10 protein-coding genes are annotated in these 15,393 nt (G+C 64.5%); 8 read left to right on the forward strand and 2 right to left on the reverse strand.

Features of this window, described 5'->3' with window-relative positions; all coding sequences use genetic code 11:
* Positions 1-35 precede the first annotated feature (35 nt).
* Positions 36-1,763, reverse strand: a complete 1,728-nt coding sequence (locus tag PPGU16_RS28630; RefSeq protein ID WP_180723728.1) for an FAD-dependent oxidoreductase — start codon at positions 1,761-1,763, stop codon at positions 36-38.
* A gap of 332 nt (positions 1,764-2,095) precedes the next feature.
* On the opposite strand from PPGU16_RS28630, the gene PPGU16_RS28635 reads away from it, so the two are divergent.
* From PPGU16_RS28635 to PPGU16_RS28665, 7 genes are all read left to right on the forward strand, one after another.
* The gene (locus PPGU16_RS28635) at positions 2,096-3,367 is read left to right on the forward strand and encodes an epoxide hydrolase family protein (protein ID WP_180723729.1); all 1,272 of its coding nucleotides are present in this window, start codon (positions 2,096-2,098) and stop codon (positions 3,365-3,367) included.
* A gap of 132 nt (positions 3,368-3,499) precedes the next feature.
* On the forward strand, positions 3,500-8,569 hold the full coding sequence (locus PPGU16_RS28640; RefSeq protein WP_180723730.1) for a trifunctional serine/threonine-protein kinase/ATP-binding protein/sensor histidine kinase: 5,070 nt from the start codon (positions 3,500-3,502) through the stop codon (positions 8,567-8,569).
* Positions 8,570-8,703: 134 nt separating this feature from the next.
* The gene (locus PPGU16_RS28645; RefSeq protein ID WP_180723731.1) at positions 8,704-9,366 is read left to right on the forward strand and encodes a response regulator transcription factor; all 663 of its coding nucleotides are present in this window, start codon (positions 8,704-8,706) and stop codon (positions 9,364-9,366) included.
* A gap of 152 nt (positions 9,367-9,518) precedes the next feature.
* On the forward strand, positions 9,519-9,896 hold the full coding sequence (locus PPGU16_RS28650) for a response regulator transcription factor (protein WP_180723732.1): 378 nt from the start codon (positions 9,519-9,521) through the stop codon (positions 9,894-9,896).
* A 183-nt stretch (positions 9,897-10,079) separates the two neighbouring features.
* Entirely contained in the window at positions 10,080-10,463 is a 384-nt protein-coding gene (locus PPGU16_RS28655) for a BON domain-containing protein (RefSeq protein WP_180723733.1), read from the forward strand.
* Between the two features lie 117 nt (positions 10,464-10,580).
* Positions 10,581-11,018 (forward strand): DUF3331 domain-containing protein, encoded by a 438-nt coding sequence (locus PPGU16_RS28660; RefSeq protein ID WP_180723734.1) that lies wholly within the window; start codon positions 10,581-10,583, stop codon positions 11,016-11,018.
* A 39-nt stretch (positions 11,019-11,057) separates the two neighbouring features.
* Positions 11,058-12,458: an amidase family protein gene (locus tag PPGU16_RS28665; RefSeq protein WP_180723735.1), complete on the forward strand. Its 1,401-nt coding sequence runs from the start codon at positions 11,058-11,060 to the stop codon at positions 12,456-12,458.
* A 50-nt stretch (positions 12,459-12,508) separates the two neighbouring features.
* Here the strand turns inward: PPGU16_RS28665 and PPGU16_RS28670 are convergent, their stop codons facing one another.
* Positions 12,509-12,958: a universal stress protein gene (locus tag PPGU16_RS28670; RefSeq protein ID WP_224031140.1), complete on the reverse strand. Its 450-nt coding sequence runs from the start codon at positions 12,956-12,958 to the stop codon at positions 12,509-12,511.
* 868 nt (positions 12,959-13,826) lie between these two features.
* Between PPGU16_RS28670 and PPGU16_RS28680 the strand changes: the two genes are divergently transcribed.
* Positions 13,827-15,296 carry an aldehyde dehydrogenase family protein gene (locus PPGU16_RS28680; protein ID WP_180723737.1) on the forward strand — a complete coding sequence of 490 codons (1,470 nt, stop codon included), beginning with the start codon at positions 13,827-13,829 and terminating at the stop codon, positions 15,294-15,296.
* Positions 15,297-15,393 lie beyond the last annotated feature (97 nt).

Raw genomic sequence — 15,393 nt, forward strand, 5'->3', positions numbered from 1 at the left:
TCCCCTGGCTCGTTCGCAACGCGCGAACGGCGCGCTCACGCGACGGGCAACGCGGCGCTCAGAAACTGATGAATCTCCGCTACGACAGCGGCACCGTCGCCCACTGCCGCCGCGACGCGCTTTGCCGATGCATTGCGCACATCACCGATCGCAAACACGCCGGGCACGTTGGTCTGCAACGCGAAGCATGCCGTGTCGGCGCGCACGCCCGCCGCGAGGCCGGTCTTGACGAAGCCCCGATCATCGATCTCGACACTGCAGTCGCGCAGCCATTGCGTGTTGGGGTTCGCGCCCGTGAACAGGAACAGGTGGCGCGTATCGAACACGAGTTCGCCTTCGGGCGTGCTGCACGTGACGGCTTCGAGGCCCCATTCGTCGCTTCTGACGGACGCCACGACGGTCCGGGTATGCAGCACCACGTTGCCCAGCGAAGCAAGACGATCGATCAGATAACGCGACATGCTGGTCTCGAGACTGTCGCCGCGAATCAACAGGTGGACACGGCTCGCGTGTGTCGACAGGAACACGGCGGCCTGTCCCGCCGAGTTGCCGCCGCCGACGAGCACCACTTCCGCGCCCCGGCACAGACGTCCTTCGATCGACGAAGCCCAGTAGTAGACGCCACGGCCTTTCACGTCGTCGAGGCCTTCGATGACCGGCTTCCGGTACGCCGCGCCCGTCGCGATCACGACCGTGCGCGACGAGATGCGCTGGCCGCCTTGCAGTTCGAGCTGTAGCGGCGCCTGCGCACAATCAAGCCGGTCGATGCGCGTGGGAATCACGACTTCCGCGCCGAACTTCACGGCTTGCGCGAACGCGTTCGCCGCCAGCTCGCGGCCCGACACGCCCGTCGAAAAGCCCAGGTAGTTCTCGATCCGCGCGCTGGCGCCCGCCTGTCCGCCTGGTCCGTGGCTATCGAAGACGATGACCGACAGTCCCTCGGATGCCGCATAGACGGCAGCAGCGAGGCCGGCTGGCCCTGCGCCGACTACGGCGACGTCATAGGTGCGCGTCGAATCGAGTTCGGGCAACAGCCCGAGGCGCGCGGCCAGCTGCCGTTCGTCGGGATCGCGAAGCAGCGTGCCGTCCGCGAGCATCACGACGGGCACGTCGTCATGCCAGACGCCCCATTCTTCGAGCAGATCGCGGATGTCGGCATCCGTCGCGGGGTCCGCGACGGAGTACGGATGATCGAGCCGATGCAGCAGCCCTTCGAGCGCGAGCAACTTCAGGTCGCCGGAACGTCCGATCAGCACCGGACCGGCGCCTTCGCGCACGAGACCGAAACGGCGCAGCACGAGCGAGCGCATAATCCGTTCGCCGATGTGCGCCTGCGCGACCAGCATTTCGCGGATCTGCTGCGGCGCGATCATCAGCGCCTGAACGTCGTCGAGTGCGAGGCCATCCGCGAGCGCGGGCTTGCCCGTGAGCTGTGCCACTTCGCCGAGGAACTGGCCTGCGCCCAGTTCGACGATGGTCTGCGACCGGCCGAGTCCATCGCGCCGCGAGAGCCTGGCGCGTCCGCTCAGCAGCACGCGCATGCCGAGTCCCGGCTGACCGATGCGGAACATCACGTCGCCCGCGCGCCAATGCTCAATCATGCCGAAGCGCATCATCTTTTCGATGTCGGCGTGGCTGAAGCGCGGGTAACGGTCGTCGGCAGGCGCGGCCTTCGGAGCCGCATTCGAATCCGATTGCGGCTCCATAGGGGAAGGGCGATTGCCTGCCTGCGGATCGTCGCTGTCGTGTCGATGCTGACTCATCGGATTCCTTTATTGGCTATTGCGCTGGAATAATCGCGGCTATGGGGTCGAGGGTCAATCCAAACGAACGTATGATATGCACGCTCGCCTATATCGAATCCTTCCTTTATTCCCGCGTGCAACGTTAAGTTATTCCTGGTGATTTAACGCCGGCCTGTTACGAACCGGTACATCGCGGACAAACGCGAGATACATTCGCGGTTTCTAATGAGTGGGACGCTGCGGGCCATGCGCCTCGCAAGCGGTCAAGCATTGCTCTGCCAGTTCGCTCACATTGCCGTGCATGGCGTCATGCACGCGATGCCCATTCTTTGGAAACAGGATGACACAGCATGTCTTCAACTCCGTTCTCGCCGATGCGGCGTAATGTGCTGGCCGCCACGGCGGCAGCGGGCGCAATGGCGTTATTTCCGGAAGCGATTTATGCCGCGAGTAACGCGGAGAATATCCGCCCATTCAAAGCCCATATACCCGATAGCGACCTCGCCGATTTACGCCAGCGCCTGGCCAGAACGCGCTGGCCAGGTAAGGAAACGGTCGCCGACGAATCTCAGGGCGTTCGGCTCGCGCGCATGCAGCAGCTCGTTCAATACTGGGGCAGCGAATACGACTGGCGAAAGGGCGAAGCCAAGCTGAATGCCTTGCCGATGTTCGTGACGGAGATCGACGGACTGGATATCCAGTTCATCCATGTCCGCTCGCGTCACAAGAACGCGATGCCGATGATCATGACGCATGGCTGGCCGGGTTCGATCTTCGAGCTGATCAAGGCGATCGGTCCGCTCACCGACCCGACCGCCTACGGCGCCAGCGCCGACGATGCGTTCCATGTGGTCGTGCCGTCCTTGCCTGGCTTCGGCTTTTCGGGCAAGCCGACCACGCCGGGCTGGGGCTCGGACCATATCGCGCGCGCATGGGGCACGCTGATGGAACGGCTCGGTTATACGCGCTTCGTGTCGCAAGGCGGCGATTGCGGCTCTGTGGTCTCGCACCGCATGGCGATGCAGCACGTCAAGGGCTTGATCGGCATTCATGTGAACATGCCTGCGACGGTCCCCGCCGACATCGCACGCTCGCTGGCACTGGGCGATCCCGCGCCGGCCGGCCTGTCGCCCAAAGAGAAGAACGCCTACGAGAAGCTCGCCGTCTTCTATCGCGACAACTGCGGTTATTCGGCGATGATGGTCACGCGCCCGCAAACGGTCGGCTATGCGCTGGCCGATTCGCCCTCCGGCCAGGCCGCGTGGATGTACGACAAGATATCGCAGTGGACCTATAGCGGCGGCGTGCCCGAGCGCTCGTTGACGCGCGACGAGATACTCGACGACATCTCGCTGTACTGGCTGACCGACAGCGCGACATCGTCGGCGCAGATCTATTGGGAAGACCACTCGAACAACTTCAATGCCGTCGATATCTCGCTGCCCACCGCGATCACGGTCTTCCCGGGCGAGATCTATCAGGCGCCGCGCAGCTGGGCCGAGCGGTGTTATCACAACCTGATCTATTTCAACGAGGTCGACAAGGGCGGCCATTTCGCGGCATGGGAAGAGCCGCTGCTGTTCGCCCAGGAAGTGCGGGCCGGGTTCAGACCATTGCGTTGAGATCGGGGAGATCGACGCGCGATGGCCGGCGCCACAATATGAGCCCGGCATCACATACGGGCGTTGCGGGGTGACAGGCACGGTACAGTAGCGAGCCTGTTACGCCTGCCGCCGTGTCTGCAACGTCATCGCATGATCGATCTTTTCACCCGAACCTTTATTGAACTCAGCGCGGGAGCGCTTAGACTGCAACGGGCCGTCGCCGACGACGCGGCGCCCGTTCTCGTCGTCGGCCGTGCCAATGCGACGCCCGCCGAACTGGCCGCGCTGCAACGCGAGTACGCGCTGCGGGACCGGTTGCACGAAGCATGGTGCGCGATGCCGCTGGCGTTGCAGGCGCATGGCAATGGCGCACTGCTGATCCTCGCCGACCCGGGCGGCGAGTTGTTGCCTGCGGGCACGCAAGGTCCGGCAGGGTTGAAGGCATTCTTTGCGCTGGCCGTGAGTCTTGCCACGGCGTTGGACGCGATGCATGCGGCCGGCCTGATCCATCGCGCGCTGATGCCGCGCAGCTTCCTTATCGACGAAGCAGGCCGGGCTCGCCTGGTGGGCTTCGGCTTTGCGTCGTGTGCGGTGAACGACATGACGAGCGTGCCCGACGCCGACTTCGAATGGTGCGAAGCGAGCTTCAGCTATATGGCGCCCGAGCTTGGCGCGCGCATGAACGTGCGGGTCGACGAACGGGCCGATCTCTATTCGCTAGGCTGCATCCTCTATGAACTGCTGACGGGTGTCGTGCCGTTCGACGGCGCAACCGATGCCGCCTCGCGTGTCCACGCGCACGCGACGCATCGCCCGCGTCTTCCCGTCGAACTCGCCCCGCACGTACCGCCGCAACTCTCGCAACTGGTGATGAAGCTGCTGGAGAAGGCGCCCGGGCAGCGTTACGCCAATGCCGCAAGCCTGCTCGCCGACCTGCGCCGCTGCGAGGATCTGTACGACCGGGTCGGGCATATCCCACCATTTGCACTCGACACGCACGCCGCGCTGCAATCGCTGCAGCGCGCGGACGGTGTGTTCGGACGCGAAGCCGAACTCGAAGCATTGACCACGGCTTACCGTGTCGTCGCTGACGGCGGCAAGGCGCGCGTCGCGTGGATAGCCGGCGCGTCCGGCATCGGCAAGTCGACCTTGCTGCAGGAAGCTGTCGCGCGCATCCGCCGTACGGACGCGCCGCTGCTTGCCGCGGGCAAGAGCGAGGAAGGCCGCCGCGCGACACCCTATGCGATCCTCGTGCAGGCACTGGAGCCATTGCTGCAATACGTGTTGGGCTGTGCCGACGACGAATTCGCGCAATGGCGCAACCGCATTCGCGAGGCGGCAGGTCCGGCAGGCCGCACGCTCGCAGGCCTGTTGCCGACCCTCACGGCCGTGCTCGGTTCGCAGCCGGGCATCGGCGAGGCGCCGGACCCGCAGCCTTCGCTCGAACGCGAGCGCGTGTTGCAAGGCATGGCGCGTCTGATCGCGTGCTTCGCGACGGCCTCGCGTCCGCTCGTGCTCCTGCTCGACGACCTGCAATGGGCCGATGTCGGCACGCTGCATGTGCTCGAGCGCCTGTTCAGGCAGGCGGACGCGGCGCTGCTGTTCATCGGCGCATACCGGGGCAACGAGGTCGGCGCGGACCATCCGTTGCGGGTCGGTCCGCTTGCCCAGTCGCGCGACACGCTGCGCATCGAGCTGGGGCCGTTGAACGACCACGCGCTGCGCGAACTGATCGCGCTGGCGCTACATCGGGACATGCACGCGCTCGCGCCACTGGCCGACGAGATCGGTCGCAAGACCGGGCGCAACCCGTTCTTCGTTCGCCATCTGCTGCGGGTACTTGCCGACGAAGGCGCGCTCGAATACGACCTCGAAACGGGCGCGTGGGGCTGGCATCTCGAACGCATCGTAAGCCATCGCGGCGCGGACAACGTCATCGAACTGCTGACGCACAAGCTCGAACAGTTGCCCGTGCCCGCACAGTGCGTGCTGCGCACGCTGGCTTGCCTCGGCGACCGCGCATCGGGCGACATGCTGGCCATCGCCTCGGCGCTGCCCACCTGCGATGCGGTCCAGGGTCTGCAAGCCGCGCTCGAAGCGGGCAGCGTCTATCGCGATGGCGACGACTGGGTGTTCTGGCATGACCGCATCCGCGAGGCGGCGTATGCGTCGATCCCGGAAGCCGACCGCGCGCTGCTGCATCTGAAGATCGCGCGGCGCATGATCGCGCATCGCGGCGCACAGGCTGACGTGTTCGCGATGGCCGTGCAGGTCAATCTCGCGCGGCCCGTCGTCATCGATGCTGACGAACGGCTCGCGTTCGCGCGTCTCAACCTCGATGCCGGCCGGCAAGCGAAGGCAGCGACCGCGCACCATTCAGCCCTGGGTCTGTTTCGCGCCGCGCTGGATTTTCTCGGCGACGACGCCAGCGAAGATGGTCTGACAGCCCGCATGCTGTGCGGCGAGGCGGAGTTCATGACGGGCGCGCTCGAACCGGCCGAGGCGCGGCTTGCGGCGCTGGAACAGGTGGCGGGCGACGGCATCTTCGGGGCGGACCTCGCGCGGCTGCGCGCGGCGCTGTACACGACGCTCGGCCGCTACGATCTCGCGCTGCAAGTGGGGCTCGCGTTCCTGAGCAAAGCGGGCATCGACGTGCCGTTGCGCCCGGGCGCCTGCGACGTCGATCGCGAATACGCGCGCCTGCGCGGCTGGCTCGACGAGCATGGCATCGACGCGCTGCGCCGCCTGCCGATCGTCGCCGACCCGTTGCGCCGCGCGATCACCGACATCTTCGCCGACCTGATTCCGCCCGCGCTATACACGGATCAGGATCTCGTCGATCTGATGCTGCTGCGCGCCGTCAATCTCGGGATCGAGCACGGTCACTCCGATGCGTCCGCGAATGTGTACACCTGCATGCAGCAGATTTTCGGCGCGCGTTACGGCGACCATACGGCCGCGTTGCCGTTCGGCGAGCTTGCGCTGCATCTCGTCGACGAGCGCGGTCTCGCGCGTTATCGCGCGCGGGTCTATATGGTGTTCGGCACCTTCGTCGTGCCGTGGGCGTTGCCGGCGAGGGCCGGGCACGACTACATCCGCCGTGCGTTCGATGTCGCCGTCCAAAGCGGCGATCACACCTTCGCGATGTATTGCCCAAGCAACCAGGTCACGGGGATGCTGTTCGCTGGCGAGTTCCTCGGCGACGTGCGCGCAACGATTACGCGAGGTCTCGCGCTGGTGCGCGATGCAAATTTTCGCCTCGTCATCAAATCGTTTCTCGCGAAGTGGGCCTTCGTCACGGCGCTGCAGGATGGCGCACCGGACCCCGGCGAAGAGCCGCCGCCCGTTCCCGTCGAGGGTGCGCCCGTCACGCTGGTGGATCTCGCGTACTGGGTGTACCGCATGCAGCGGGCGCTGCTGTTCGGCGATCTTCAGGATGCCGTCGAGTCGCATCGTCGCGCCGAAGCCTGCGCGCACTTCGCGCGCTCGTTCGCGGAACGCGCCGAGTTGCCGTACTACGGCGCGCTGACGCTGCTCGCGTTGCCCACGCGCGATGCCGGACAGCAAGCGGCGCTTCAGCGTCATATGGATCAGCTCGATGTATGGGCTCGCGCCTGCCCGATGAACTTCGTCGCGCGTCGCGAACTGGTGCGCGCCGAATACCTGCGCGCAGTCGGCCTTTCGAACGAAGCAGGGCAAGGGTATGCGAAGGCTGTGTCGCACGCGCGCCGTCACGGCTTCACGCAGGTCGAAGCATTGGCCGCCGAACTGGCGGCGCGCTTTCATGCCGCCCGCGAAGAAGAGGTGCCCGCGCAGGCGTATCTGAATCACGCGCGCGGCGCGTGGCAGCGTTGGGGCGCGACGGGCAAGGTGCGTCAGTTGCAGGCCGACTACCCGGATTATTTCGAATCCGATAGCAGCGCACCGGGTGCAAGCCGTCTGCAGGAACTCGACGTGCAGGCCGTGCTGCGGATTTCCAATGCGCTCGCCAGCAACATCGTGCCGGCGCGTCTGGTCGAAACGCTGTTGCGCACGGCGCTCGAAAGCGCGGGCGCCGAGCAGGGCGCGCTCGTGCTGTTGCAGCGTGGCGTGTGGCGTGTGGCGGCGCGCGCGCATGTGCTGGGCGGCGCGATCGTCGTCTCGCACGAAGCGGCCGATTTCTCGTCGGCGACGCTGCCGGTGTCGATCGTGCATGCCGTCGCGCGCACGCAGGAAAAGCTCGTGCTGGACGACGTGTGCGATTCGCCCGCCTATGCGCAGGACGATTACGTGCGGCGTCATCGTCCGCGCTCGGTGCTGTGCGTGCCGCTGATGCGTTATGCGATGCTCGTGGGCGTGCTCTATATCGAGAACAATCTCGCGGCGAATGTGTTCACGTCGGCGAAAGCGGCGTTGCTCGAAGTCGTCGCTTCGCAAGCGGCGTTCGCGCTCGAAAACGCGCGTCTCTATGAAGAGCTGTTCGAGCAGAACCGGCAGCGCGCCAAGGCCGAAGACCAGTTGCGCAATGCGCTAGGCGAGCTGGAGCGCGCGAGCCGTCTGAAGGCGATGGGCGAGCTGGTCGCGTCGATCGTGCATGAAGTCGGGCAGCCGCTCGCTGCCGTCGATACGTCGGCGAGCGCGGCGTTGCGCTGGCTGAACCGCAATCCGCCCGAAATCGGCGAGACGCGCGAGATGCTCTCGCATATCAGCCTGAGCGCGACGCGGGCGAGGGCGATCATTCAGGGACTGCGCGCGAAGGCGCGCCGGGCAGAGCCGCAATTCACGACGCTCGATCTGAACGAGGCGCTGCGGGAAGCGGCCGCGCTCGTGGCCGGGCAACTCGATGCCATGAAGATCACATTGGAATTGCGCGGCCTTGATTGTCCCGTGCAGGTGCGCGGCGACCGCATCCAGTTGCAGCAGGTCGCGATCAACTTGCTGACCAACGGCGCCGAATCGATGGCGTCGCTCGCGCAGGGCGAGCGCAAGCTGAGGCTGATCTGCACCTCGGATGACGGGGCGCCTGTTTGTGTATCGGTGGAAGACCGCGGCAGCGGTATCGATCCGCAGATTGCCGGGCGTCTGCTCGAACCGCTGTTCACCACGAAGGAAAACGGCATGGGCATGGGCCTCGCCATCTGCAACTCGATCGTCGAAGCACATGGCGGCACGTTGACGCTGTCGCCGCGCGAAGTAACAGGCACGCGCGCGACGTTCACGTTGCCGCGCTTCGTGTCATGAGCCGCCGCATACGATCGTATGATTGCCGCGCGTTCGCCGATGAGCGTCGTGGACCATCGCAATCGCATTTGTTACCATCGCCGTCCGCCTGATTGCGCGGACGTTCGCGTCGTCGAAAACAGCAAAAACCAACGATGTCCAAATCCACGCCGTTCCAGACTGGTTCCCTTGAATCCGATGCGCGCCTCGTGTACGTAGTCGATGACGATGAGCTCGTGCGTGGCGCGCTCTCGGGCCTGTTGCGCTCGATCGATATCGATGTGCGCGCGTTCGCGTCGACGGAAGAGTTTCTGGCTGCCGACAAGCCGGCCATTCCTTCGTGTCTCGTGCTCGACGTGCGGCTGCGCGGTCAAAGCGGACTCGCGTTGCAGCAAACGCTGATCGACGATGGTCGCCTGCATATGCCCATCATCTTCATGACGGGCTACGGCGACATTGCGATGTCGGTGAAAGCGATGAAGGCAGGTGCGATGGATTTTCTCGCGAAGCCGTTTCGCGATCAGGACATGATCGACGCCGTGATTGCCGCACTGGAGCGCGACGCGCGCCGTCTCGCGTCGGATCGCTCGCTGCACGCGATGCGCGCGGCGTGGGACTCGCTGACGCCGCGCGAGCGCGAAGTGCTGCAACTCGTCGCCACGGGTCTGTTGAACAAGCAGATTGCCGCGAACATGGGAATCGCGGAGATCACCGCGAAGATCCACCGCGGCCAGGCCATGCGCAAGATGAACTCACGTTCCGTCGCGGAACTGATGCGCAAAATGGAAGCGCTGGGAATCGCGCGAGCGCCGCAATAGCCGCAATAGCCGCACGCCGCCGGCCAACGCACGGCAAGTAGGGCCATATACGATCATATGATGGCGGCCCGTTGAGGCGCGCTCTATCCTGAAGCTGCCGGGCAAGATTGCGATCCGCTCATTCGCTTGCCGGGCCATCAGCGAGAGTGTCCTTGTTCCAGCACAACAACGAGCTAGTCTCCATCGTCGACGACGATTCCCTCGTACGCGCCGCGACCAGCAGTCTGGTGCGTTCGTTTGGATGGGAAGCGCGGGTCTTTTCATCCGGCGCGGAGCTGCTTGCTTCCGGCGTGCTCGAACGCACGCGTTGCCTCGTCTGCGACGTGCAGATGCCCGATATGGACGGCATCGAGCTAGTCGAGACGCTCGAGCGCAAAGGCATGCGCATCCCCACGATCTTCATTACCGCCTTCGCCACGGTTCGCATCCGCGAGCGCGTGCAGGCGGGCGCGGCGCTTTGCATGATCGAAAAGCCGATCGAAGCCGTGGAACTGGAGACGTGGATTGGCCGCGCGCTCGGATATGGATGACGCTCGGGCCGTGCTGTTGAAAGCGTGACGCGTGAGCGAATGCAATGCAACTGTAATGCCGATACATTTGGATACGTCGAGGAAAAACAGACGACACATTCGGCGCTTCTAATCCCTGGCAGGCATCGGCGTTAGCGCGTCGATGGCCTGCAAACCAGTTTCTACAACGACAAGGACAAGACAATGAACCTCCGCCAATTCGTGATGGGCAGCGGCCTCGCCGCCGTGATCGCTTTCTCTTGCGCGCCGACCTTCGCTGCGGACGCAGCAGCATCGGCAACGGATGCAGCCGCAACGACGGCCGCTCCCGCCGCCACGTCGAAGAAGTCGGTTCGCGTCGCGAATCGCGCGTTCTCGAAGACCGTTCAAAAGACGCTGTTGAAGACGAAGGGCCTGGAAGATTCGTCGATCACCGTATTCGGCAACGCGAAGACGGGTCAGGTGACCTTGGCCGGCCAGATCGTGAGCGAAGACCAGGACCACCTCGCCGTCGAAACGGCAAAGCAGGTGCACGGCGTGACGGCCGTCGTCAGCAAGCTGACGCTGCGCCAGCAAGGCGGCGGTTGATCGCGGCGTAATACACGGCGGCGAACGGCCCCGCGGGAATGCAACCCGCAGGGCCGCCGCCGTCAGAACGAAGACGTTTTCACGCTATGGCCCGCGACAGTGACGGGAGACAAGCCGATGAGCGCGCTATCCGAAGACAATATCGTGGTTCGCACACTGCTGAATGTGCTGGACCCTTCCGCAGCACAGCGCGATGCGTGCGCGGTCAACCGTTATGCCGCGCTGAAGAAGCTGCGCGTCAGCTTACCGTCGCCTGTCGTTGAAGAGGCAAGCGACGCGCCGTCGCGGCCCGCACATATCGTGGTCGAAGAACGGCTGTCGTCGTGCACGATCAGCGTCTCGTGGAGCGATCCCTGCTCGGGGCGATACAACGCGCAGATCTGGCGCAGCGGACTCGCGCGCGACGCAGCCGTATGCGCGCTGACGGGCCGCGCGATCAGCCGCGGCGACGAGGTGTTCCGTCCGCGCGCGCACGACTTTCATGTCCCTTCCAACCGGCATCAGATGATCCTCGCGGCGACGCTCGATCCGCACGCGGAACAGCCCGTTGCATGAGGCGTATCATTTCCAGTCCGAATCTTTATCGGGGACAACATGAGTGAACTATGGCGCTTGTCGGCGGCTGAACTCGCGAGGCGGGTTCGCAGCCGTGAAGTATCCGCGCGCGACGCGGCGCAGTCCGCGCTGGCGCGTCTCGATGCAGTGAACCCCATCATCAACGCGGTCGTCGCGCACAAGCCCGAATGGGTGCTGCGCCAGGCGGACGAGATCGACCGCGCGATCGCGCGCGGCGAAGACCCGGGTCCGCTCGCGGGCGTGCCCGTCACCGTGAAAATCAACGTCGATCAGGCCGGCTTTGCGACCACGAACGGCACGCGTCTGCAGGAAAACCTGATTGCCGAAACGAGCAGTCCGGCCGTCGACAATCTCTCGAAGGCGGGCGCGGTGCTGCTTGGCCGCAGCAATTCGCCGACCTTCGCGCTGCGCTGGTTCACGTCGAATCAGGTACATGGCCGCACGTTGAATCCGCGCGACCCGAAGCTCACGCCGGGCGGCTCGTCGGGCGGCGCGGCTGCCGCCGTTACGGCGGGGATCGGACAGCTTGCGCTCGGCACCGATATCGGCGGCTCGGTCCGCTATCCGGCCTATGCGTGTGGTGTGCACGGACTCAGGCCGAGCTTCGGGCGTGTGCCGGCGTTCAACGCGTCGTCGCCGGAACGCGCGATCGGCGCGCAACTGATGTCGGCAGCGGGACCGATTGCCCGCACGATCGACGATCTGCGTCTCGGCCTGCTTGCGCTTGCCGCGCCGGATCTTCGCGATCCCTGGTATGTGCCGCTGCCGCTGGAAGGGCGAGCCGTGCCACGGCGCGCGGCGCTGTGCCTGCGGCCCGGCGGTCTGCAGATCGCGAAGGAAGTCGAGGAGGCGTTGCTCGATGCGGCGCGCCGGCTCGTCGATGCAGGCTGGAGCGTCGAGGAAATCGACGACGTGCCGTCGATCCGCGAAGCCGGGCAACTGCAGGAGCGCTTATGGCTGGGCGACGGCTTCGATGCACTGGCCGACTCCGTTGCGCGTGACGGCGATCCGGGCGCGGCGGCCGTCGTCGCGGCGGCGCGTCTGAAGGTGCAAGGTCTGCCCGCCGATGTGATCAGCCGTTCGCTGGTGCGGCGTTCGACGCTGGTGCGTCAGTGGCGTCTGTTTCTCGATCAGTATGCCGTGGTGTTGATGCCCGTGTCCGGCGAACTGCCTTTCCCCGACGACCTGGATCAGCGTGGTGCAGAAGGTTTCGACCGGGTATGGGAAGCGCAGCTCACGATGCGCGCGCTGCCCGCGATGGGCCTGCCGGGGCTGGCTGTCACCACGCAACTCGTGGATGGCGTGCCCGTCGGCGTGCAGATCGTCGCCGCGCATTATCGCGAGGATCTGTGTCTGCTCGCGGGTGAAGCGATCGAAGCGCGCGGCGTGCCGCCTGCGCCGATCGATCCGGTTGTTTGAGCTTGCCGGGCGGCTGCTGCCGCCCGGTCCGCACGCGTCCTCATACAAGATCAGGCGAGGGGCGCGGTGACGGCCACGATCGCCGAGCCGCGCAGCCGTTCGGCGAGATCGAGATGAATCGGGCGCTCGCCCCACCAGCGCGCTAGCCCCGTTTGCACGCGATGGCCGATCACCACGATATCGGCATTGAATGCCGCGACGTGCAGTGGAATCACGTCGATAGGGCGTCCGAACTTGACGAAGCCATGCGCGGTGACGCCGAGATTCACGAGATGACCGACCGCAACGTCGAGCGCGTGACGCGCGTGCGCCTCCATGCTGCTGCACGCGAGATCCGACAGCATGCCTGCACAGGTCGCGCTGGCCGTGATCGCATCGACGACGGAAATCACATCGACATGCGCGGACAACGCCAGCGACAATTGCGAGCAACGTTTCAGCGCGGCTTGAGCTTCGAGCGTTTCGTCGTAGACGAGCAGCATTCTTGAGCAGGATGACATGTTCTTTCGAGGCCGTAACGGAGTGCGAAGCGGGTCGTACTCCGATTGAAAGTGAGAGTTTCGTAATGCGAGCCGGATGCATCCGATGCTGGATTTTCCGGTGCTCCTCTCAACAACGCTTAGCCAGGCGGATCTATTCCGCGCACGTTTTTCTGGAAAAGGTGTTGTGAACAATGAGAACTTTTCTTCGCAGTAGAATGCCGTCGCGCATGGCGCCCAGGGTCGGCGCGCCAGATCGAATAGACGATCGAAAACATCCAGTCGTGCGGCGATGTATCGCGAGGCAGATTGTGTGAGTCTTCAAGCCCGCGCGCGCAGGCCCGATGAACCAGTTCTTCCGCTTCATATTCGCTCTCTGTCAGCCGTAACGCGAAAGACCAGAGCCGGGGAAGCATGTCCGGAAGAATGAGCGAAAGATCTATGCACTGCATTGCAATCGAGAAGCGGATTGACTGAGGGGAACTGCCAACTCTATCGCTTCCCGTTCACGGATGCCTTGTCCATACGGCGCATTTGTCTTGTCTGGAACGCGCATTCGAACACTAACAACGCGAACGGCAGCAAGTGTTCATGTCCGGTAAAGGTCTTTGAAACCGGATGTATCGGGAGCGGTGGCAGATACATTGCGACATACGCCTGCGCTAAAACCAGGCTATAACCAGGCGTCGGTCAGAATGCGCGTTTTGGACAAGCGACGAATTGCTTTGGACAATTTCCGAAAGAGTCGAATCACTACACTGAAAAGTCACAGGTTCCCGACGTTGGCGGAATCCGTTGGTGGGTTTCAACCCGACATTGCGCAATACGACGGGTACGTGCTTCGAAACCCTTTCACTGTAGCTGTAGAAGACTTTCAATCGGAAAGACCATGACCGGGTACGCCACAGCAGTTTCGTCGAATGTCCGTAATCGCTTCTTTATCGATGGCGAATGGGTGCTGAACCACGCCGACGCGCGACATGTCCTGATTTCTCCTGCAACGGAAGAGCCGTTCATGTCGGTTCCGCTCGCGGATTCCGTGGACGTCGACCGTGCGATCGCGGCGGCTCGCCGGGCGTTCGACGAGGGTCCGTGGCCGAAGCTTTCGGGTGCCGAGCGAAGCGCGTATCTGAAGCGGTTGACAGAAGAAATTCGCCAGCGCTTGCCGGTGCTCGCGCAACTGTGGACCGATCAGGTTGGTGCGCCGATTACGTTCGCGAGCGGCCTGCTTCCGACGGGCATCACGCGTTTCGAGTTCTTTGCATCGCTCGCGGAGACGTTCGAATTCGAGGACGCGCGACCGACGCGGCGCGGCCATGCGCGCGTGCGACGCGAACCCGTCGGCGTCGCCGCGTTGATTGCGCCGTGGAATGCGACCTTCCCGATCGTGGCGCACAAGATCGCGGCCGCGCTGGCGGCGGGTTGCACGGTCGTCGTCAAGTCGCCGCTGGAAAGTCCGCTGGATGCGCTGATCATCGCGGAATGCGCGGCGGCTGCGGGCCTTCCGCCGGGCGTGCTGAATGTCATCACGGCGGGCCGCGACCAGGGCGCGCAACTGGTGCAATCGCGCGATGTCGACAAGATCAGCTTTACGGGCAGCGTCGCAACGGGGCAATGGATCGCGCGCGCGGCAGCGGACCGGTTGGCTCGTGTGACGTTGGAACTCGGCGGGAAATCGGCAGCGATTCTGCTCGACGACGTCGATCTGCCTGCGGCGCTGGCAGCGCTCACGCCATTCACGATGCCGTTTTCCGGGCAGATCTGCTTCGCGCAGACGCGCATACTTGCGCCCAGGGCACGCCATGACGAGGTCGTCAGCGCGTACGCTGAGATCATTTCGAAGCTGAAGCTCGGCGACCCGCGCGAGGCCGATACACGTATCGGACCGGTATTGAACGCCGTGCAGCGCGATCGCGTGCGCGGCTATATCGAACGGGGTATCGGCGAAGGCGCGCGCCTCGTGTTGGGCGGAACGGGCAACGGCGGCTTCGAGAGGGGCTATTTCGTCGAGCCGACGGTATTCGCTGACGTCACGCCGCACATGACGATTGCGCAGCAGGAAATCTTCGGCCCCGTCGTGTCGATTCTTCCGTATGACGACATCGACGACGCGGTGCGCATCGCAAACGACACGCCGTATGGCTTGAGCGGCTCGGTTTATAGCCGTGATGTGGAGCGGGCTTACGCGGTTGCATGCCGCGTCCAGTCGGGCCATATCGGCATTAACGGTATCGAACTGGCTGCGAATGTGCCGTTCGGCGGTTTCAAATTATCAGGAGTGGGCCGCGAAGGCGGCCGCGAGGGACTGGAGGCGTACCTCGAAACCAAGGCAGTGTTCATGCCGACGGCGGCTGGATGACAGGCAGAGAGGCGCGGGCGTGACCGATCGTGGTGATCGATTCATGACGCCCGCGCCAAAGTCCTGCGCATGCCCGTCCGTTTTGATTGATGGGACG

The sequence above is a fragment of the Paraburkholderia largidicola genome (genome assembly GCF_013426895.1).
GTDB lineage: Bacteria > Pseudomonadota > Gammaproteobacteria > Burkholderiales > Burkholderiaceae > Paraburkholderia > Paraburkholderia largidicola.

What these genes read in the sequence shown, in the direction of transcription:
- PPGU16_RS28630 (WP_180723728.1), bottom strand. Translation starts at nt 1,763, where the DNA reads ATGAGTCAGCATCGACACGACAGCGACGATCCGCAGGCAGGCAATCGC.
- PPGU16_RS28635 (WP_180723729.1), top strand. Translation starts at nt 2,096, where the DNA reads ATGTCTTCAACTCCGTTCTCGCCGATGCGGCGTAATGTGCTGGCCGCC.
- PPGU16_RS28640 (WP_180723730.1), top strand. Translation starts at nt 3,500, where the DNA reads ATGATCGATCTTTTCACCCGAACCTTTATTGAACTCAGCGCGGGAGCG.
- PPGU16_RS28645 (WP_180723731.1), top strand. Translation starts at nt 8,704, where the DNA reads ATGTCCAAATCCACGCCGTTCCAGACTGGTTCCCTTGAATCCGATGCG.
- PPGU16_RS28655 (WP_180723733.1), top strand. Translation starts at nt 10,080, where the DNA reads ATGAACCTCCGCCAATTCGTGATGGGCAGCGGCCTCGCCGCCGTGATC.
- PPGU16_RS28660 (WP_180723734.1), top strand. Translation starts at nt 10,581, where the DNA reads ATGAGCGCGCTATCCGAAGACAATATCGTGGTTCGCACACTGCTGAAT.
- PPGU16_RS28665 (WP_180723735.1), top strand. Translation starts at nt 11,058, where the DNA reads ATGAGTGAACTATGGCGCTTGTCGGCGGCTGAACTCGCGAGGCGGGTT.
- PPGU16_RS28670 (WP_224031140.1), bottom strand. Translation starts at nt 12,958, where the DNA reads ATGTCATCCTGCTCAAGAATGCTGCTCGTCTACGACGAAACGCTCGAA.
- PPGU16_RS28680 (WP_180723737.1), top strand. Translation starts at nt 13,827, where the DNA reads ATGACCGGGTACGCCACAGCAGTTTCGTCGAATGTCCGTAATCGCTTC.